This is a genomic window from Massilia sp. BGA-UO-ETr-WB1 (assembly GCF_059567845.1).
Genome location: NZ_JCAQOT010000027.1, coordinates 16814 through 36546 on the forward strand (window position 1 = coordinate 16814; position 19733 = coordinate 36546).

The 19733-nt window shown below is 69.3% G+C and carries 15 protein-coding genes; 2 read left to right on the forward strand and 13 right to left on the reverse strand.

All coding sequences use genetic code 11. From position 1 onward, the window contains the following. Positions 1-2: 2 nt before the first annotated feature. The 10 genes from AC56DV_RS27015 to AC56DV_RS27060 all read right to left on the reverse strand — a co-directional run bounded on the left by AC56DV_RS27015 (position 3) and on the right by AC56DV_RS27060 (position 10557). Positions 3-374 (reverse strand): GFA family protein, encoded by a 372-nt coding sequence (locus AC56DV_RS27015; RefSeq protein WP_496317306.1) that lies wholly within the window; start codon positions 372-374, stop codon positions 3-5. Positions 375-387: 13 nt separating this feature from the next. Further along, a complete protein-coding gene (locus tag AC56DV_RS27020; protein WP_496317307.1) occupies positions 388-738 on the reverse strand; it encodes a type II toxin-antitoxin system ChpB family toxin in 351 nt (116 codons plus the stop codon). Beyond that, positions 732-983 (reverse strand): AbrB/MazE/SpoVT family DNA-binding domain-containing protein, encoded by a 252-nt coding sequence (locus tag AC56DV_RS27025; RefSeq protein ID WP_496317308.1) that lies wholly within the window; start codon positions 981-983, stop codon positions 732-734. Before AC56DV_RS27025 ends, AC56DV_RS27020 begins: the two co-directional genes overlap by 7 nt. Positions 984-1058: 75 nt before the next feature. Continuing rightward, positions 1059-2147, reverse strand: a complete 1089-nt coding sequence (gene tssA, locus AC56DV_RS27030) for a type VI secretion system protein TssA (protein ID WP_496317309.1) — start codon at positions 2145-2147, stop codon at positions 1059-1061. Positions 2148-2169: 22 nt separating this feature from the next. Next, a complete protein-coding gene (locus tag AC56DV_RS27035) occupies positions 2170-2952 on the reverse strand; it encodes an OmpA family protein (protein ID WP_496317310.1) in 783 nt (260 codons plus the stop codon). A 2-nt stretch (positions 2953-2954) separates the two neighbouring features. After that, positions 2955-3941: a type VI secretion system-associated protein TagF gene (tagF, locus tag AC56DV_RS27040; protein WP_496317311.1), complete on the reverse strand. Its 987-nt coding sequence runs from the start codon at positions 3939-3941 to the stop codon at positions 2955-2957. After that, entirely contained in the window at positions 3938-7948 is a 4011-nt protein-coding gene (tssM, locus tag AC56DV_RS27045) for a type VI secretion system membrane subunit TssM (RefSeq protein ID WP_496317312.1), read from the reverse strand. Before tssM ends, tagF begins: the two co-directional genes overlap by 4 nt. A 17-nt stretch (positions 7949-7965) precedes the next feature. Then, complete coding sequence (locus tag AC56DV_RS27050; protein WP_496317313.1) at positions 7966-9456, reverse strand: hypothetical protein; 1491 nt, start codon at positions 9454-9456, stop codon at positions 7966-7968. Positions 9457-9461: 5 nt separating this feature from the next. After that, positions 9462-9725 carry a PAAR domain-containing protein gene (locus AC56DV_RS27055; RefSeq protein WP_496317314.1) on the reverse strand — a complete coding sequence of 88 codons (264 nt, stop codon included), beginning with the start codon at positions 9723-9725 and terminating at the stop codon, positions 9462-9464. A gap of 13 nt (positions 9726-9738) precedes the next feature. Continuing rightward, entirely contained in the window at positions 9739-10557 is an 819-nt protein-coding gene (locus tag AC56DV_RS27060) for a M15 family metallopeptidase (protein WP_496317315.1), read from the reverse strand. Positions 10558-10812: 255 nt separating this feature from the next. Between AC56DV_RS27060 and AC56DV_RS27065 the strand changes: the two genes are divergently transcribed. Then, entirely contained in the window at positions 10813-11721 is a 909-nt protein-coding gene (locus AC56DV_RS27065) for a hypothetical protein (RefSeq protein ID WP_496317316.1), read from the forward strand. Continuing rightward, positions 11718-14717, forward strand: coding sequence for a type VI secretion system Vgr family protein (locus tag AC56DV_RS27070; protein ID WP_496317317.1), 3000 nt, complete (start codon positions 11718-11720; stop codon positions 14715-14717). The genes AC56DV_RS27065 and AC56DV_RS27070 overlap by 4 nt, the downstream gene beginning before the upstream one ends. Positions 14718-14753: 36 nt before the next feature. Here the strand turns inward: AC56DV_RS27070 and AC56DV_RS27075 are convergent, their stop codons facing one another. The 3 genes from AC56DV_RS27075 to AC56DV_RS27085 are packed head-to-tail and all read right to left on the reverse strand — an operon-like array spanning position 14754 to position 19667. Then, positions 14754-15485 (reverse strand): hypothetical protein, encoded by a 732-nt coding sequence (locus tag AC56DV_RS27075; protein ID WP_496317318.1) that lies wholly within the window; start codon positions 15483-15485, stop codon positions 14754-14756. Between the two features lie 10 nt (positions 15486-15495). Beyond that, positions 15496-16647, reverse strand: coding sequence for a hypothetical protein (locus AC56DV_RS27080; RefSeq protein WP_496317319.1), 1152 nt, complete (start codon positions 16645-16647; stop codon positions 15496-15498). Continuing rightward, the gene (locus AC56DV_RS27085; protein ID WP_496317320.1) at positions 16644-19667 is read right to left on the reverse strand and encodes a type VI secretion system Vgr family protein; all 3024 of its coding nucleotides are present in this window, start codon (positions 19665-19667) and stop codon (positions 16644-16646) included. The genes AC56DV_RS27080 and AC56DV_RS27085 overlap by 4 nt, the downstream gene beginning before the upstream one ends. Positions 19668-19733: the final 66 nt, after the last annotated feature.

Here is a 19733-nt window from a genome sequence, read left to right on the forward strand (position 1 = left end):
CCCTAGGTTTGCCTGGCCGGGAGCCAGCCGGGCTTATTCTCGGGATACCATTCGCGTTCCACCGGGCCGTCGTACTCGGGCTCCAGCGTGCCGAGCGTGACGGCGATGCGGTCCGGCGCCTGGGTGCTGCGCCAGTACAGATTAGAGCCGCAGACGCTGCAGAAGCCGCGCCGGCCATGGTCGGATGATGCGTACTCGGTCACCAGCTCCGCGCCGCGTTCGATGACGAAACCGGCGCTGGCCACGTTCGCGTACGAGCCCGCCGCCGCACCATGCTGCTTCTGGCACATGGTGCAGTAACAATGGCTGGCGCGCTCCACCGGCCCCTCGGCCCGGTAAATCACCCCCCCGCATAAACAGCTGCCGTGTAGCATGGCACTCCCCCTGTCAGTCGATAATGGCCCGAAGACGCGCCAACGCGTCTTCAACAACGAACTCCGGAGCGGTCTCAATCCGTTTGGCGGCCCGCGCCTCGAGGTCGAGCATACGGATCTGATTGACGAGTGCCACGCCTTGCGTTCTTGTTCCCGCGCCGCTCAGCGATGCGGCGAATCCGGCGTGGCGCGCGAAGTCGCCGCCTTGGGTGATGGGCGCAACCAGAACCAGGCCTAGCGCATTGAATACGCTGGTGGACAGCACCAGTGCCGGACGGGATTCGCCTCGCTGTTCGCGCACCTCAACCGGTTCCATGCCCACCGTCACAATGTCGCCGCGGCCGAATTTGGCGCGTCTCACCATGTTTCGCGGCCTGCCGGTTTGGTATTGCTCCAGGCCGCCATGTCGGCAGGCTCCGGCGCAGCGCTGTCGCACTGTGCGACAAGCTCGTCCAGCGAAAACGTGGGACGTTTCGCTTTCAACAGTACTCCGTCCGGCCTGACGTCGACCACCAGCTTGTCGCCCAGCGCGACTTTGAGCATGCCGAGCAATTCCGACGGCAGCCGCACGGCTGCGCTATTGCCCCACTTTTGAACCGATAGTTCCATATGCCATCCTCATTGTAGATACATTGTAGATCAATATATCGAAATGGGGAGCTGGAGGTGCGGACCTGGAGGTGCTCAGTCCTGCGGGCGGCCTTTGACGCCGAGGAGTTCTTCGATGTGGTCCATCGAGGCGGGGTCTTTGATGACGGAGCGCAGCCAGCTGTGCAGGTCCTGCTCGGCGGCGTCGGCGGCCTTGTCGGCGAAGTAGGACACGGGGCTGTGCGGCTCGGTGCGGCGGAAGAACTGGGCCACCGTGCGCAGTTGCGCCACGGCCTGGGCGCGGTTCTGGATGGCGCCGGGCGCGCCGGACGGGGCCAGCTGCACCGGCGCGCCGTGCGCCGTGTGGCCGTTCTGCGCGTGGCCGTTGGCGAGGCCTTCGCCGTGGGCTGCGTGGCCCGCATCGTTCATGGTGTCTCCTTCGGTGGCTGGCTGGACGGCGGCGGTGGCGGCGCTGGGCGGCAGCACGTGGATCAGCGCTTGCAGCGCTTCGCGCGCGGCCGAGAAGCCGGGGCTGTCGTCGCCCAGGCGCGCGTCGGCGGCCTGCTCGAAGGCGCGCAAGGCTTCCACGCAGGCGGCGGCGTCCGCAGCCAGCGCTTCGCGGAACTGCGGAGAGCTGTTGCGGCGGGCCGCTTCCAGGTCGGCCAGTTTCAGCCCGCCGGGCGGCGGGCCGCCGTTGCCGGCCTGCTTGCGCGCGGTCTCGAAGTCGACCATCGAGTAAGCGCTGCCGCGGCCTTCGGTGAGCGGAATGGCGCGCAGCAGCGCGGGCGTGCGCGCCAGTATCCAGCTCAGGTTGCCGATGCGCTGCTCGTTGTCGCCGTCCGCCTCCGGGAACAGGCCGTTGTACCAGTACTGTTCACACAGGCCGGCCAGCACGCGGAAGCCTTCGGCCAAGCCGCGCAGCTGGTGCCGCTTGGCGCCGGCTTCGGCGAGCCAGACGGCCAGCCGCAAGTCCTTGCTGCGCGTTTCAAGCAGCACCGCGCAGCGCTCCACCACAAAGCCCCAGTCGGCCTCTTTCAAGTCGGTGACCCATTCACCCTGGTCGAGCGAGGGGTCGTCGAAAATGCGCGCCTGGGCGATGGCGTCCAGTTCGGGCGAGAAGGCCAGGTCGTAGCCGCCGGGCTGGGCGTCGCTGACGGGCTTGAGGATTTGTTCTGCTGAAAACATGGTGGCTGTCCTAATCGCTAACTTATTGCTGCGCCAGGCGGAATTCGATGCGGCGGTTGCGCGCGCGGCCTTCGGCGCTGTCGTTGCTGGCCACGGGCCGGTCCGGTCCCTGGCCCGAGGCGCTCAGCAGGTCGCCATTGATGCCATGGCTGGCGAGGTAGGCTTTCACCGCCTCGGCGCGCGCCTGGCTCAGGCCCTGGTTGGTGGCGCGCAGGCCCACGCTGTCGGTGTGGCCGATGATGTCCACCTTGCGGCCTTTGAGCTTGAGCATGGCGGCTGCCATTTCGTCCAGCACCTTGCGGCCGGACGGGGTGAGGCTGGCCTGGCCGCTTTCGAATTCGACGATGCGGTTGGCTAGCGCGCTGTCCAGTATGCCCTGGTCGCTGGCGGACACGCGCAGGCCGTTGTTGACGGTGTAGGTGGGGTTCAGGCTGAGCGCGGCCGCGCTGGCCAGCGCCTGGCGCTGCGCTTCGTTGGCCACTTCGCCGCGCAGGGTGACGGTGCTGCCGTCGATCTTCAGCTGGCCACGGCTGATCTGCTTCAGGTCCGGCGTGATGAGCTTTTGCACGTAAGCGTTCCAGTTGGCCGGCGTGACCACCTGGCCGACCGAGATCTGGTCCACCACCTTGTCGGCGCCGTAGACTTCGCGCAGCTTGGCCAGCACGCTGGCCTTGCTGGCTTCGTCGGCCACGGTGCCGGTGGCCAGCACCTGGCCCGGTTGTGGGGCGGGCGCCTGGCCTTGGGCCTGGGCCGGCAACTGCGCTGCGGCGGCGAGCGCCAGGAGTAGGAGAGCGGTGTAGCGCATGATCAGGTTCCGATAAATGCCGCGTGCAGCGAGTCGAGCGCGGATTTGAGTGACAGATTGGGTTGCGACAGATAGGTGGAGGCCTTCTTGCTGGCGTAGTCCGAGTCCACATGGTCTTCCACCCAGTCCAGCTGGTCGAAGGCGATGTGGTGCTCCAGGCCCACCTGCGGGTCCATGATGGCTTGCAGCGTTTGCGCCGAGGCGCCGCTGAAGCCCAGCACCAGCACCGGCCGCTGCGCCACGCGGGTCAGGAAGATGGCCAGTTCGAAGTCGGCGCGCACCAGGAATGGCGTGATCAGGTGCATCCAGTACGCGGCCACCAGGTTGCGGTACATGGGGTCGTTCGGCAGCGGCAGCAGCAGGCTCTTTTCGAGGCGGCTGGAGCTGCTGGCCAGCACCGGCTGCAGCAGCATGCCCAGCGCGAGCAGCATCTGGCGTACCGAACCGGCGAAGCCGGCCTGCGACAGCATGGCGTCCAGGCCGCCGATGGTCTGCATCTCCATGAAGTCGTTGAAGGCCGCGTCGTAGGCGGCGGGGCGCAGGTCCAGCTCGACGATGTGGGCGGCGGCGGCCTGCAGCGCGGAGGTGGGCTCGGACGCCTGCAGCACGCCTGCTGTCAGCGTTTCCAGGCGGGTCCACAGGCGGCTCAGCACCAGCGGCGCATTGGGCACGAAGCCGGCCGGTTCGGGCGCTTCCATGCTGCTCATCATGAGGAAGGGGAAGCGGCGGCTGGACTGGTCGCTGCTGGCCACGATATGGCCGCCGATGGCATGCCGGCGGCGCGGGCCGACGAAGGCGAAATGCAGCGGGGCCAGGGCGTCGTAGGTGAGCTTCCAGCGGGCGTCGGCGCTGAGCAGGTCCATGGCCTGGGCCAGCCAGTCGTCCAGCACCTTGATCAGGGCCGGGTTGTCGCTGCCTTTGACGAAGTCGCCACGGCTGGGGATCTTGCCGAAGTAGCCGATAGCGGCGGGGGTGACGTTGCGGCTCATTGCTGGACCTCCGCGATACGCGCGCCGTTGGCGGCCATGGTGGACTGGGGCTGCGCCTGCTGCGGCGCGGTCATGCGCGGACGGGCCGCCGGGGCGGGCTGGCCGGGCTGCGGCGGCGCCGTGCCGGGAGCCGGGGCAGGAACCGGGACGGGAGCAGCGGCAGGCGCGCCCTGCGAACCCGCAGGTGCGCCGGTGGCTGCTGCCGGCGCGGCGCGCGGGGCGGCGTCCTGTGCGGCGGCGGGCGCTTCCGCCACGGCCGGGATGGCCACGGCGTCCGGCAGGCGCAGGCGCTTGAACCCTGAGGCCTGCTGCGGCACCGGGGCCGGCGGCGGCGCAGGGGTGGCGTTGATTTTCAGGTTGGCGGTGACGGTGACGCCGGCGTTAATCCAGGTCAGTTCGAACACGCCGCCGTCTTTCTTCTTGCGGGTGGATGCGTCTATCATTTTCTTCAGGCCGAAGTGGCCGGTTTCGTTCAGGAGGACCACCGGGCGGCCTTCCGGGGTGATGGCGGTGATGCGCGCGCCGGGCACGCCCTGCGGGTTCGGCCACACCATGTGCACCCAGGGCTGCGGCTGGCCGCGCCAGCGCAGCGCCTGGCCGTCGATCTCGATGGTGAATTCGGTTGCGCCGACCGAGCCGAGCGCCTGCAGGTCGAAGCGGGTCTGCGCGTCGCCTTCGCTGGAAGCAGCGGCATTGGCCACGCCTCCCGCGTTCAGCGGCGCCACCCAGGACGGGAAGCTGGCCGACACCGTGGGCGCCAGGTTGATGCCCATATTGGCCCAGGTGCGGCTGCTCAGCGTGTCGCCACGGCGCACCACCAGCGGGCCGACGGTGGTGGTGAAGAACTTGGCGATGGCGCCGTCCGGTCCGAAGATCTCGCCGATTTCGGCGTTGCTGGCCTCGGCTTTCGATTCGGTGGCGAACGGGTACTTCAGCGCCAGGTTCTGGCGGAACGGCGTCAGCACCTGCGCCGCCCACACCTTGTTGATCTCCTGCTCGGCCGGACGCACGATGACGGCGAAGGTTTGCATCAGCGGACGCACGAGGATGGGGCGCAGCGACTGCTTCTGCGCGTCCGTCATCCCGGTCAGCATCTGCTCGTCCACATAGCGCAGCGCGTCGGCCAGCTCGGAGCCGCTGCCGTCCAGCGTTTGCTGCATCAGCTGCTTGGCGCCGGGGCCGGGGTCGCCCTGGTTCTTGATCTGGTTGAAGCGGCCGCGCAGCTTGGCCAGCTGCTCCATGTAGCCGCGCATCAGCGAGGCGTCGTTGTCCTTGGCCACCACCAGGCGCGCCACGCCGGCGAATTCGCGGCCGACGGGGCCGAGCGGCAGCGCGGCGTTCTGCGCCGAGGCGGCCGGCAGGTTCACATTGATCTGCGACGGCTTCTGGCGCAGGATGGTTTCGCGGAACCAGCCGGACACGCCGCGCTGCGCGCGCTGCATGCCGGCGTCCAGCAGCGAAGGGTTGTCCCACGAGGTTTGCTGGTACACGGTGGAGATCAGCTTGTTCAGCGGCGACAGCTGCGGATCGCCCAGGCGGTTCATGGCGGAAGCGGCGGTGTCAAAGCCGTCCAGGTCGCGGATGGTCACGCCCTGCACGAACTTCTGCCATTCCTTCGCGTAGTCGTTCTTGTACAGGTCTACCAGCGATTTCTGGATCTGCTCAGGGCTGCCTTCCAGCGTCAGGTCGTCCTTGGAGGCGGTCTTCAGCACCCAGTCCGCGCTTTGCAGTTCGCGGTTGGCCGCTTCGCGGAACGCGTCCTGCACATAGCCTTCCCACGCTTCGCGCGTGAAGCTGCCGGGGATGGCGTAGCTGCCCAGCAGCAGCTCCTTGTCCTGCTCGCCGACGATGCGCGCCACCGTCATGGACGGGTAGCGGGTGGCGGCGCGCGCCTTCACGTCCGCATACACGCGTTCGCGCGCCGGCATGCCGCGCACCACGCGGCGCAGCTTGTCGCGGTTCTGGTCCACCAGGGCCAGCTTGTTGTCCAGCGTGGGCCAGGAGGTGTCGTTGATCTGCGCCAGGTGGAAGGAGATCATGCGCTCGGCGCTGCGTATCATCTGTTCGCGCGGCATGGCGCCACGGTTGGCGTCCAGCCATACGCGCCAGAAGCGGGTCAGCTGGTCGCTCAGGTGGCCGGCTTCGGCGCGCGATTTATCGCCCAGCATCAGGTAGGTTTTCAGCGCGTTGTAGGCGTCTTCCGCGTTGTTCGGCGAGGCGTCCTTGAATTGCTGGGAGCCCTGGGCCACGGTGGCAGCAGTACCTGCGCCTGCCGGCGCTGCCGCGTCGGCGGGGGCTGCGGTGCGCACCGACGGCTGCATCGGCTCGGTGCTGTTGTTCACTTCCGCCAGGAAGGCTTCCAGCGACTGCCCAACCGGTGTCAGCATCACTTCGCGCACGCCGTGGAAGTACTCTTCGCGCAGCTTGCGTTCCAGCGTCTGGCCCTGGTACAGGCCCAGGCTGAGCGACAGCGGGCGGCTCTGCTTGTAGTTGTCCAGCTGCTCGATGCGGTCCTGCAGCACTTCCAGCGCCTGGAAGCGCGATTGCAGGTCGAAGCGCTTGTCCTGCAGGCGCACGGCCTGCTGCAGGTCCGCTTCCACATTGGCCACCAGCTGGCGGTTGTTCATATACGACCAGCTCCAGCCGCCCAGCGCCAGGCCGACGAAGGCGGTGGCGGCGAAGAAGGCGGCGTAGCGCATGCGCGTCTGCGCCGGGCTGGCGTACTGCGCCACCAGGTTCATGTCCGCGAAGATCACGGTGCGGAACAGGTTGAGCAGGAAGTAGCCCTTTTGCTGATAGGCGCCGTCCGCGTGCTGCGGCTGCAGTTTCAGGTCGAAGCGCTGCGCCACGCGCTGCGACGAGGCCGACACGGCTTCGCCTTCCTGCAGCGCGCTGGTGAAGTAGAAGCCGCGGAACACCGGCTTGAACTGGAACGGGTTTTCCTCGAACAGCGTGGCGATGAAGGTGCGCAGCGGCCCCTTGATGGAAGCGAATTCCAGCGGGAAGGTGAACACGCCGGGCGGCATGCGCTCGCGCCATTGCAGCGCCATGCTGGCGCGGCTCATGTCTTTCAGGCCGTCGTGCAGCTCGTCGAAGCGCGCGTCGAACTGGTCCAGCACCTGGGCGCTGGTGGTGTGCTGGCTGTAGGGCAGGGTGGCGCCCCAGACGCGGTCGCGCTCGCCGAGTTCGCTGTCCTGGAAAAATTCGTTGAAGCCGTTGATCAGGTCGGCCTTGGTGAACACCACGTACACCGGCGCGTGCACCGCCAGGCGCTCGGTCACTTCCTGCACGCGCTGGCGCAGGTTCTTGGCCAGGTTGATGGCGAACTCCGGGCGGTTGCCCGCCAGCTCGGCCACGCTGACGGCGATGATGACGCCGTTGATGGGCGCCTTCTTGCGGTATTTCTTCAGCAGGTCGAGGAAGCCGAACCACTCGGCGCGGTCCTCGTCGGCCACCGAGTAGCGGCCCGCCGTGTCGAGCAGGATGCCGTCGGTGGTGAAGAACCAGTCGCAATTGCGGGTGCCGCCCACGCCCTGCACGATTTTACTGTCGGCGAACGGGAACTGCAGACCGGAGCTGGCGATGGCGGTGCTCTTGCCCGCCGCCGGGTTGCCGATCACCATATACCACGGCAGCTCGTACAGCGCGGCGTTGCCGGAGAACTGGCCCAGCTTGGACTGCTTGATGGTGGCGATGGCGTCCAGCATGCGCTTGCGCAGCGCGTCGGTTTCCTGGCGCTGCAGCGCGTCCGCCTTGGGCGAAGCCTGGTTGACCTGCTGCTCCAGCATGTCGCCCAGCTGGCGCGACTTGCGCTGATGGCGCTGTCGCCTCAGTAGCCAGACCACCGCGCCGATGGCCAGCGCCACCGCGTAAAGGGTCCAGGCCAGCGAGGCGGGCTGCTGCAGCAGCGCCGCGCCGATCAGCAGGAAGGCGGCCAGCGCGATCCAGCCGACCAGCAGCAGGAAGGCGCGCGAGGTGAAGAATTGCCGGAGTGTTTGGGTAGTCATATTGGTCTTGGTTGAGGTCAAGCTGGTGTTGCGGACATTGCATTCTTTATGTCGTCTGCCGCCGGCCGGATCAGGGCGGCGCAGCGCAGGTAGGGATCTTCATTGGCCATGCACAGCACCGCTGCGCCGCGCTCCTGCACTTCGTGCCGGGCCAGCGCCAGTGCTGCCAGGAAGCCCGCACTGCCGGCCTGGCCGGTGGCGTTGCCCAGCGCGAGGATGTCCTGCGCCGGATCGAGCTTGGGCTGCACGGCGTGGGCCGCCGCCATCAGCTCCATCACCCGCGTGCTGCGGTGGCCGGTGTCGGCGACGATGAGCGGCACTTCGGCGCCCTCCGGCAGCGGCTTCAGGGCTTGCTGCGCGAGTTCCTTCAGCATGGTGCAGCTGCCGCTGCGCGCCTGGTCCGCGTCCTTCGGGCGCTGGCCTGCGGCCACGGCGGCCAGCACGGGATAGGGGGCCCCATCCAGCAGGGCGGCTTGTTCCGCGTCCAGCAGCAGCAGGCCGGCGGCGGCTTCGCCCGGCATGGCGCCTTGCGGACGGGCGGCCGTGAACAGGCTGCCGTTCGAGGCCCAGGCGTCCACGGTGGCGTCGCCGAGGTGGGAGGTACAGGCCAGCAGCACCGTCACGCATGGCTCGGTGCTGTGCTGCAGCGCGGCCAGCACCGGGCCGGGATGCTGGCCGGGCCGCGTGTTGACGGCGATGCGCTGCTGCGGCCAGCCGGCTTGTTCGATATGATGGCTCAGCCAGCGGCCCGCCACGTCGCGCCACTGGCTGTTCCACTCGGGCGGCAGCAGGGCGATCAGCTGCAGCATGGGCACGGCGTTGAGGGCGCGCGCGGCTTGTGCAGCGGTGGCGCGGCCGTTGCGGGCATTGTCGTCTGCTTCCGCGGCTTCGGCCACGCGCGGGTGGGCCGCGGCTGCTTCTGCCAGGTGGCGGATGGCCGGCGTGGCCAGCGCCATGGCGCGCCAGAATTCGTCGCGCGCATACAAGACGGGCAGGCCTTGCGCGGCCAGCCATTCGGTAATTTCCTGTTCGGCGCTTTTCTCGTCGATGCCTGCGGCGCGCGCGCACATGACGGGGTAGCCGTCGTCGTCGTACAGCTCCTTGTCCAGGTCAGGGCGGGCCTTGTTGTCCGCCATGGCGCCGGCCAGCGCGGCGGCGTTCTCGCCGTGCGGCGCGTGCAGCGCGGCGGCGGCGATGGCCAGGCTGGCCGCCGGCGCTGCTGCCGATGCTGCGCCGCCGTCCGCCGTGGCGGTACCTGCATCTGCGCCGGCGCCGGCACCGCCCCCCGCCGGTGCGGCAGGCTCCGAGGCGCGCGCGCTCCAGGCGGCCGCGCCCTTGCGCACCAGCCAGTAGCCGAGCAGCAGCGACAGCGGCAGCGCCACCAGGTAGACCGCCAGGTCGCCGGTGTCGGGCATGCGGTTGGTGCTGCGCCAGTACCAGACGGCGCCGGACCAGCTGCCGCCGAAGGCCAGCGCGGACAGCAGTATCCCTTTCAGCCAGGCGTTCATGCGTGCTATACCTTGTCGGTGGTGGCTTGCTGGCTGGCGATCAGCGTGGCGCCGCAGCTGGTCAGGTCGCCCTGGCGCGCGGCCGGCTTGCCGTCCACCAGCATGGTGGCGTCGCCGGTGGCGATCACCATGGCGCCGTGCAGCGGGCACACCACCTTGTCGCCGATGCGGGCGATGCCGATGCCGCCGCTGTCGCTGTGCGGCGACGCTTCCACCACGGCGCCGCCGTGCGAGTGCTTGTCTCCCAACCTGATGAATGGCCCGGCCATCTTGTTCTCCTGTCTATCGTTTCATGACGCCGGCGACACGCAGTTCCGTGTGGCCGAAGTCGCGCATCTTCCAGCGGCCGCCCCAGGTCAAGCCCAGCGATTCGGCCACTTCTCCATATAGTTCGTATCCGCGCATGGCCCACGGGTCCTGCTCGCTGATCACCAGCTTGCCGTCGCGGACGAAGGCGCAGTCCGCCGCCAGGCCGTACTGGTGCCAGCTCTGGAAGGCCGCCGCGTTGGTCACGCCCGGTCCCAGCGCGGCCAGCGTGTTCTGGCGCTCCGGGCTGCGGTAGCCTTCCAGCAGCGCCATGTCGTAGCCGTGCCGCTCCTTCATGATGCGGAACGCCATCAGCAGGCGCTGCGCGTAAGCCTTGTCCAGCATGGCCCAGTCGCGGCTGGCGCTGGCGATCATCGGCCGCGCCAGCTGCACTTCGGCGGTGGTGAAGGCCAGCGGCGGCAGCGCGGGCGGCGGCACCAGCTGCTCGCCTTCCAGCAGGCCCGCCACCTGCGGATTGATCTCCCGCGTGGATGCTTCGAAGCCCCTCAGGCTGGGATTTGTCCCGGCCAGCAGCGCCACCAGCGGCGGCACGCACACCAGGGCCAGCCCGGCGCCGCACAACAGATAGTGGCGGCGCAGCAAGGCGCCCCATTCGGCCAGTTGCGCGCGGCCGGTGCGCTGCAATGCCAGCGCGCCGTCTTCCTGGCGCTGCGCCAGCGCCGCAAGCCGGCGGCGCCAGCGCAATCCGGCCCGTTCCAGCGTGCCCATCAGCAATTCCCGACCGGCGGGAAACAGCACCAGCCAGCTCAGCAGGCATGCCAGTAGGAAATACATCGCCACCGCCAGAAGAAACACGCTGTACCTCGCCGCTTGGTCAAAAATTATCTTAAAAGCATTGCTGTGAGTATATATTTAGTTTCTGACAATGCCGCGCACGATTGAAATATCCAAGGTGCGCGGGGTGCGTTCCGTTGCCGTTCTGCTATGCGCCACGATTTTCTTGTTTCAGGTAAAGTCGCGAAAATTACCAAGGAGGCAACTTTGCAACACGACGAGCCGCGTAGGCCGGGAGCAGCCCGGCCCAGCCTTTTGTCTGCCGAGCCGCAGGCGGAAGCAGCCCGGACCAATATCCTGGGCAATCTGGATGGCGGGAAGAAGCCCGTGCCCGTTGCCGCGCCTGCCTCCGGCGCAAAGCCTGCCGGCAAGGGCATGCTGTGGGGCGGCGCCGCGCTGATCGTGGCGCTGCTCGGCGGCGGAGCCGCCTGGCTGGCGGCAGAACCCGGCAGCGCCACCGACCAGGCGCTGGCTGAGGCCGTGCCACCGCCGGCGCCGCCCGCAGCCGCAGCCCTCGCGGCCGATGCCGCCACCGCACCGGTCGCGCCGGCTCCCGATGCGGGCACCGCTGCTGCTACAGCTGCCGCAACGGCTGTCGCGCTGGCCGCCGGCAGCGCCGCGCCCAACGCGGCTGCGGCGCCCGGCCCCGCGCCCGGCAACAGCGCCGACCTGGTGGCCGCGCTGGCGGCGCCTTCCAAGGCCAGCACCGCCGCCACCATACAAGACGAAACGCCGGCGCCGCAGCAGTCGCTGCGCGAAATGCTGAACGCTCCCTCGCCGGCAAAAGCCAAATCCTCCGCGCCCAAGCTGGCCAAGAACGACAGCAAGGCGCGCGAGAAGGAGAAGGCCGCGCGCGCCGGCGACAAGACCTCCGCCAGGATTGCCGCCCGCAACAGCAAGGCCGCATCGGCCAAGGCCAAGCCCGCTGCGGCTCCCGCCTCCGCGCCCGACACCGACGTCGCGCTGCTGGCCGCGCTGGTGGCCCATACGCACACCACGCGCCCGCTCAAGCAGCCCGAGACGCTGTCGGCCAAGCTGAAGCAGTGCCGCCAGCTGGGCCCCAAGGGCGCCGAGCAATGCCGCACCCGCACCTGCGCCAGCGCCAAGGACGACCCGCTGTGCAAACCGGTGGTGACCGCAGCGGTTGAAGGAGCGTTCCCATGACACTGGCCGCCGTGGCGCAAGTCGCTGCGGGGCTGGCGCAGTTTTCCAGCGCCACGCGGCTGTACGCGCTGCGCCTGCCGGAAGACGCAGCCTTGCCCGACGCCGGCGAACTGCTGGTGGAAGCCTTCGTGTCCGACGAGCAGATGCAGGAAACCGGCGCGCGCGACATCATCGTGCTTTCCACCAGCGCCTTCGTGGACTTGCGCAAGCTGCTCGGCAAGCCGGCCGCGCTGGAAGTGTCGCTGGCCGACGGCAGCCGCGCCGCTTTCGGCGGCGAGATCACGCAGGCGGCCATGCTGGGCAGCGAAGGCGGCCTGGCGCGCTATCGGCTACGCCTCACGCCATGGCTGTGGCGCCTGACCCAGGTGCGCAACAGTCGCGTATGGCAGGACGCGCCGGTACTCGATATCGTGGCCGAGGTGTTCGACGCCTACGGCGCCGCCGCGCTGTGGCGCTGCAGCGACGACACGGCTCCTTTCATGGAAGGCGTGCCGCCGCGCAGCTACTGCTGCCAGTACCGCGAATCCGATTTCAGTTTCGTGCGCCGCCTGCTGGCCGAGGAGGGCCTGGGCTGGCGCTTTGAAGAGAGCGTTGACGGTTGTACCGTGGTCATCCATGCCGATACCCTGCAGCGCAGCGCGATTCCCGAAGACGCCAGCAGCGCGGCGGGCGGGGGCGTGCGCTTTCATGGCGTGCGTCCCGGCGAGCAGCAGGACACGGTGCAGGCGCTGCAATCGCGGCGCAAGGTGGCTTCGTCGCTGGCGACTTTGCTGAGCTACGACTACAAAGGCAAGCGCGCCGTGGGCGCGGCCGCGCCGTCCACGCTGCCCGCCAGTGCCAGCCTGCCGCCGCTGGAAGACTACGACTTCCCCGGCCAGTACGCATGGGCCAACGCCGGCCTGGCGCAGCGCTACGCGGAGATCCAGATGCAGGGCCGCGAAGCGCGCAGCCAGCTGTGGCAGGGCCGCTCCACGGTGCGCACGCTGCGCGCCGGCAGCATGCTGCGCATCGCGCAGTCGCCGCTGGCGGGGGCGCCCGAAGGCTACACGGTGCTGCGCGTGCTCAGCGTGGGCGTCAACAACTTGCCGGCGCCGGTGCAGCAAGGATTGGCGGAACTGTTCGGCCCCATCCCCGAGCTGTTGCAGGAATACGCGGCGCAGGACTGGCCGGACGGCTTTGCGTCGACCGTGGCGCAGGCGCGCCAGACCGGCTACGCCAACCATTTCGAGGCGGTGGCCATGCAGACGCCGTGGCGCCCGCAACTGCCAGGCAGCGGCGGGCGCGCCCATCCGCGTCCGACGGCGATGGGCGCGCAGAGCGCCATCGTGGTGGGGCCGGACGGCGGCAGCTCTGCGCAGGGCGCCGATGAACTGTATTGCGACCGCTTGGGCCGCGTGCGCATCCGCTTCCACTGGCAGTCCGGCAGCGCCGCCTGCTGGGTGCGCGTGGCGCAGCGCTCTGCGGGCGGCGGCATGGGCAGCCAGTTCCTGCCGCGCATAGGCCAGGAAGTGCTGGTGCAGTTCCTGGAGAACGATATCGACCGTCCCGTCATCGTCGGCGCGCTGTACAACGGCCAGGGCGAGGGCGGTGTGTCGCCCACTCCGGGCGGCCTGGCAGGCACCGGTGCCGGCGCCGATGCCGGCGGCGTGTTCACGCGCGCGCACGACCTGGCGCCGTCCGCGCAGGGCAACCTGGCCGGCGGCCACGCGCCGCTGTGGCACGGCGCAGCGGCTGCCAGTGCGGATCACCGCAGCGCAGCCGCGCAGTGGGGCGTGCGCAGCAAGGAATTCGGCGGCGCCGGCTACAGCCAGCTGCTGTTCGACGACACGGATGCGCAAGGTCGCGTGCAGCTGCGCTGCAGCCACGCGGCCAGCGAATTGAACCTGGGCCACCTGGTGCACGGCGCGGACAACTACCGGGGCAGCCTGCGCGGCCTGGGCGCCGAATTGCGCACCGACGCCTGCGGTGCGGTGCGGGCAGGTGCGGGCCTGCTGGTGAGCAGCTACGGCATCGCCCACGCGGCCGGCGCGCGCGAGCCGGCCGGCGACAACGCGGCCGGCATCGCGCTGATCAAGCAGGCGGTCCAGCTGGGCGAGGCCTTCAGCAAGGCCGCCGCTACGCACCAGACGGTGGCTTATGCCAGCCATGCGGGCGCGGCGCGGGCCGGCGCCAGCCTGCTGGACGAAGGCGCGGCGCCGCTGAAGGCGCTGCAGACGGCGCTGTCCTGCATGGTGGGCGACGCCAGCCTGGCGCAGGCCGAAGCGGACGCACAGGCGAGAAGCACGGCGCCCGGCGACGGCAAGCTGCCGTACAGCGGCGCGCCGCTGGCGGCCATCAGCGCGAAAGCGGGGCTGGGCGTGACGGCCGGCCAGAGCCTGCAGCTGGCCAGCGGCGAGAGCGCCACGGTGATGAGCGGCGCCGACAGCCAGTTCAGCACCGGCGGCAAGCTGCGCGTGCACGCCGGCCAGGCCATCGGCGTGCTGGGCGGGGCGGTGAAGGCGGGCGAGGGCAACGCTGGCCTTCAGCTGATCGCGGCCAAGGACGCCATCGACGTGCAGGCGCAGGCCGGCACACTGGCGGCGCAGGCGCGCGACGACCTGACCATCGCCAGCGCCGCCGCGCAGGTGGACTGGTCGGCGGCGAAAAGCATCAAGCTGTCAACTGCGGGCGGCGCCAGCATCACCATCGCGGACGGCAATATCTTGGTGGCGTGCCCGGCCAAGCTGACCATCCACGCGGGCAAGAAGAGCTTTTCCGGCCCGGCCAGCATGGGCGCGGACATGCCGGCCCTGCCGCGCGGCGCCATGAAGTTCGACGAGCAGTTCCAGCTGCTCGATCCGGCCGGCGACCCGGTGAAGAATATGCGTTACGCCATCACCAAGGCCAACGGCGCGCGCATCGAAGGCGTGACGGGACCGGACGGCATGATTCCGCTGCTGCAGGGCTTCAGCCCGGAAGACCTGAAGATACAGATTCTTGGGAAATTGAAGGGCTGAGCGGCCGGCCCGCCAGGGCGGGCCCCAGGGGGCCGCTCAGGCGTCCACCCACAGCCACGTGGCGGGCTGGCCGCCGTGTTCCGGCAGGGTCTCGCCCTGCGCGAAGCGGCGCCGCGCGGCGAGGCGGTCGGCTATCACCCAGCTGCCGGCCCGCGGGCAGGGCTGCCCTGAGCGCGCCTGCAGCAGCGCGGCGCCGCCGCTGTCCGGCAGGGCGCTGCCGGCAGGGAGCGCCTGCGCGTCCGTGCCGGACACGGACATGGCTTCCATTTCCTCGATGCCGCGCTTAAGATCGACAAAGAAGTCCCAGCTGCCCAGGTCGCGGTCGGCGGCCGTGAAGTCCGACAGATACAGGTCCAGGTAGGGCTGGGCGTGGTAGCTCATTTCGTGCAGCACGCTGCCGTCGGCCGCTGTCAGGCGCAGGGTGTTGTAGCCGGCGCGCGTAGCGCCGTCGCGCTCCTCGGCCGCGCCCAGCTCCACCCGCATGCCATGCCGCAGGTCTTCGTAGCGCTCGTCGCCCAGGTAGCGGAACAGCGGGTATTCCTTCTCGTCGGGCGTACGCAGCAGCAGCACCTTGGCTGCGCTCCAGTACATGCAGTAGCGGTGGCCGTCCTCGATCGTGTAGCTGCCGGCCACGGGGTAGCTGTGGCGCCACGCGATGGCCAGTTCGCCCGGCGCGAGCGCGTCGTCTTCTTCCACGTAGTGCCACATGCCGCTGGCCTGATCCAGCTCGATCACGTCGTCGGCCGTGTGGTGGCGGTAAATCTGCATGCTGTGCTTCCTATTTCTTCACTGGGTTGACGATGGCGTTGATTTCCGCCAGCAGCGCGTCGGCTGCCCGCTGGTTGCCGCTTTTTTTCAGTTTGCCGAACTCCAGTATCTTATCCCATGGGAAGTCGTCGCCACCCGCGCTGGCGGCGCCTTCGGCGATCTGGGCGTCGGTCTTGGGCTTGCCGGTGCGGCCGATGGGAATGTGGTTGCCTTTGGCGTCGATGCGGTAGCCGCGCTTCAGGTCGTCGTAGCTCGGTCCCAGCTCGTCGCCGTAGGTTTTCAGATTGCGCTTGTAGATCACCTCGCGCAGTTGCGGGTCGGTCTGGTCCTTGAAACGCTTGCCGAGCGCGCGCCGCTGGTTGTGCGCCCAGCGCGCAATCTCTTCTTCCGACTTGCCCGCCTTGCGCATGCCGGCCACGCCGTCGCCGATGCGCTTGACGCCCACCTCGTATTCCAGCCGCATCAGCGGCTTGCTGCTGTGGGCCAGCGTATTGACCTTGCCGGTGCCGCCTTCCACGCGCGCCGGCTGGGCATGCGCCAGCAGCTCGTCCACCTTGCGCTTGAGCGCTTTCATCGCTTCGGGGATGCGGTCGTGGCCCATCTGCTGCAGGCGCTGCAGCTCCGCCTCCACCAGGCGCAGCTTGCGCGCCGTGCTGCCCAGCGCCCAGCGCAGCCAGCGCGACGACATATAATCGACCGCCTTGTTGATGCCCCTGCGCAAGCCGGTCATGATGTCGTTGTAGTGCTTCATCACGTCGCGCGCGTACTGGTCGAACGGCAGCTTGCGCAGGTAGGCCACCGGGTCGCCCTTTCCGGCCCCGCGCAGGATGGCGAGGATGGATTCGAGCGCCTTGGCGGCGTCCTTGCCACCGCTCTTGGCGAACTTGAACACCACCTTGAACACGCCCTTGAGCGCACTGCCCAATGTCGGTACCAGGCCGATCAGGGTAATGACCAGGAGCACCCATTTCCACGCGTCGCCCGGGTCCTTGCGGATATTGAGCAGGTTGGCGACGATGTCGCGCAGGTCCGCCACCTGGTCGATGAAGGGGATCATGGAGATCACCGTGCCGACGATGATCTGGCTGGTGGTCTGCTCTTCCTCGAAGTCGCCCTTGAGGACACCCCAGAACCAGTCGATTGCCGCTTCGAGCTCGTTCATGATTTCATTGGATTCAAGAGGCGGGCCAGTTCGATCGCCTGTTCGGCGCTCAGGTCCTGGCCGTACGCCGGGTTGGCGATATGCTCATCGGGTTCGCTGATGGTCCACTCGCGCGCATCCTCGCCGATGTCGATGCTGGCGGTGCCGGGATCCACGCCTTCCAGGCGCGCCTTGCCGTCGTCGTCGAGTTTGCCGCGCCGCACCGAGCCGTTGGCGAACGTGACCTTGTAGGGCGCGCCCTTGACCGGCGTGCCGTCGAAGTATTTGCGTTCCAGGCCGATCCAGGGCGCCGCATCCTTGAGGGAGGCGCCCGGGAAGCTGGGCAGGCGCGCGCTGGCGCTTTGCGGCCCGGCCAGGTTCTTCATGCTGGCCTTGAACTCCACCTTGCCCGGGCTGTGCACTTCGATATTGCCGCCTTCCAGCTTGATCCAGGCGCCCTGCGCCGTCATCAGCACGCGGGTCTTGCCGCCGACGCTGACGGACTTGCCGCTGCTGGCCACGGTGATGGCCCGGTCGGCCGTCACCCGCGTGGGGCCGGACTGGCTCTGGGCGCTGACCTTGCCGGCCGCCGCGTGCAGGCGCAGGCCGGTCTCCTGGTTCGGCTTGTCGGGCTTGTCCGTCTTGCCGTAGCTGAACAGGGATATGCCGGAGCGCACCGCGTGCAGTGCGTTGCCCTGCGCGGCGAAGCCGGCGTCCTGCGCGGTGACGCTGGAGGTCAGCGTGGCGGCCAGCACGGCGCTGGCGGGCGTGAGCGCGGCAATGCCCGCGGGCGCGGAAATCTGCAGCTGGCCTTCACTGTAGGCGGTGGCGCTGCCGCCGCCGGCCCCGCCGCCGCTGGCGCCTTCGGCGGCCGAGGCCACCTTCGCGCTGTGTTCAAGCTGCCCGATGGCGGGCAGGGCGTCCTTGCCGGCGCCGGCTTTGCTGTCCGCATTGTGCTGGTGCGCGTTGTCCGCCAGCGCGGCGGCCAGCTGGTGGCTGCTTTCGATCTGCGTGACGGCTTCGCGCGAGTCGAGCTGGGCGCCGCCCGCGTCCTGGCGCCGGTCGGCCGACAGCAGCATGCCGCGCGCGGCGCGCAGGGCCAGGCCGTGGGCGGTTTTCAGCTCGGCGCCGAAGCCGGCCGGCTGCAGCCGCTCGTTGTCGCTCTGGTGGCGCAGATGGCCGAGATTGAGTTCGGCGGTGCCGGTGTGCGGCGCGGCGTGCTGCTGCAGCGCCACGCGCGGCTGGCCTTCGCTGTCGTCGAACAGCAGCTGGCTGTAGGCGCCGCTGCCGGCCTGGCTGCTTTGCATGGCCTGGCTTTTCAGCCCGGAGAACACGGCTGCGTGGGCGTGCGCGCCGCCGCTGCCTGGGAACCAGGCGGGCGCGTTGCCGGTGGCCGGCGAGCTGCCCTGGGCTACCTTGTTCTGCGCCGCGTTGTCGCTGCCCTGGCCGTTGTACAGCGCGCCGATCACCACCGGGCGGTCGATGTCGCCCTCCAGGAAGTCGATCAGCACTTCCTGGCCCACGCGGGGCAGGCTGCCGGCGCCCCAGTTGGCGCCGGCCACCGGGGCCAGCGGGGTGGCCACGCGCAGCCAGGTGCCGGCGCTGTCGTCGCCGGGCGCGCCGCCGTGGCTGTCCGGCGCCGGGTGGGCCAGGCGGCTCTGGCCCGCGTCGCCGCGCTGCCAGTGGAACTGCACTTTTATCCGGTGGTCGCGGTCGGTGTGCACCACGGCACCGGCCGGGCCGACCACCACGCCGGTCTGCTGGCCGCGCACCGTGGGGCGCGGCCGCAGCGGCAGGCCGTCGGCGCCGCTGTGCGGCGTGCGGTAGGGCGTGGCGCCGGGAATCGCTTCGACCCGGTTGCGGTACAGCGGCCGCTCTCCAGCACCTTCGCCCGCGGCGTGGATGCTGGCCTGCTCCTCGTCGCCGATGGCCAGCGACAGCAGGCTGCTGCCCAGGCGCTGCACGGCGCCGCCGGTTATCTCAGCACCCAGGTTGTTGTGCATCAGGTGCACCACGCGCAGCACGGCATAGGTGTCGCTGCCGCCGCCACCGCCGGCAAGCGCGTGCTCCTGCAGCGTGAAGGTGGTGCCAGGCGCCATCGTGCGCACCGTGCCCGCGCCGACGTACATTTCAGTGCCCGCTTCCAGCGCCTCCAGGGCGGCGTTGGCCAGGCGCTGGCCCTGCTCGCGCGTGGCGTAGGAGTAGGCGCCCGGTACGTCGCGGCTGACCAGCGGCACGCCTTCAGCCTGCGCGCCGCTGGCGCCGGCGGCGCGGCTGTCCAAGGTGCGGTAGTCCCAGCTTTGCAGCTCCACCGCGTTGGTCTGCAGCCGGAATTCGGTGCGCCAGCGGTCCATGCTGTCTTCGCGCATGACCGCGCCGGGCTGCGTGTAGCGCACCAGCGGCTGCGGATTGGGGAGGAAGGCGGCGTTGTGGTCGGCGATCAGCAATTCGTGGCTGCCCAGCATGGGCGAGGCGGCGTCCCCGCTGTGCAGGTAGAAGTGGAACAGGCCTTCCTCGGCCATCAGGCGCTGGGCGAAGGCCCAGTCGCTTTCCTGGTACTGCGTGGCGAGGCTGCGGCGCGGGTAGGCCGAGCGGTCGCGCAGGTCGTAGCGCCAGGCCGGCGCCAGCTTGCCCTGGCCTTGCCAGCGGCTGAACACGGCGTCCAGGATGTCGAACACCGTCATGTCCTGGAAAACGCGGCTGTCGCGCGTGTGGGCCAGGAAGGCTGTCCACGGCTCGATCAGCAGGCGGTAGCGCGCCATGCCGCCGTCCGCGCCGCTCATTTCCGCGCTGGTGACGTGGCCGTGGAAGTGGCGCGGGCCGGACGGCGTTTGCAGTTCCAGCAGCGCGGGCTGGCCCAGCAGCGTGCGCAGCGCCACATCGCCTTGCAGCGACAGCGTGGAAACGTCGAAGCGGAACGGCCGGTCCACGCCTTCTTCGCCGCGCACGCATTCGGCCAGCAGCGTTTCGCCGCCGATGGGTGTGGTAAGGCGTAGTAATCGCGCTTGTTGAGTGTAAAGGCCGGCGGGGGACGCGCTCATGGGTTTATGCTTGTAAATAAAACATGATTTCGTCCGGCATTACACCTTAGAAGCTCAGCCGTTGCA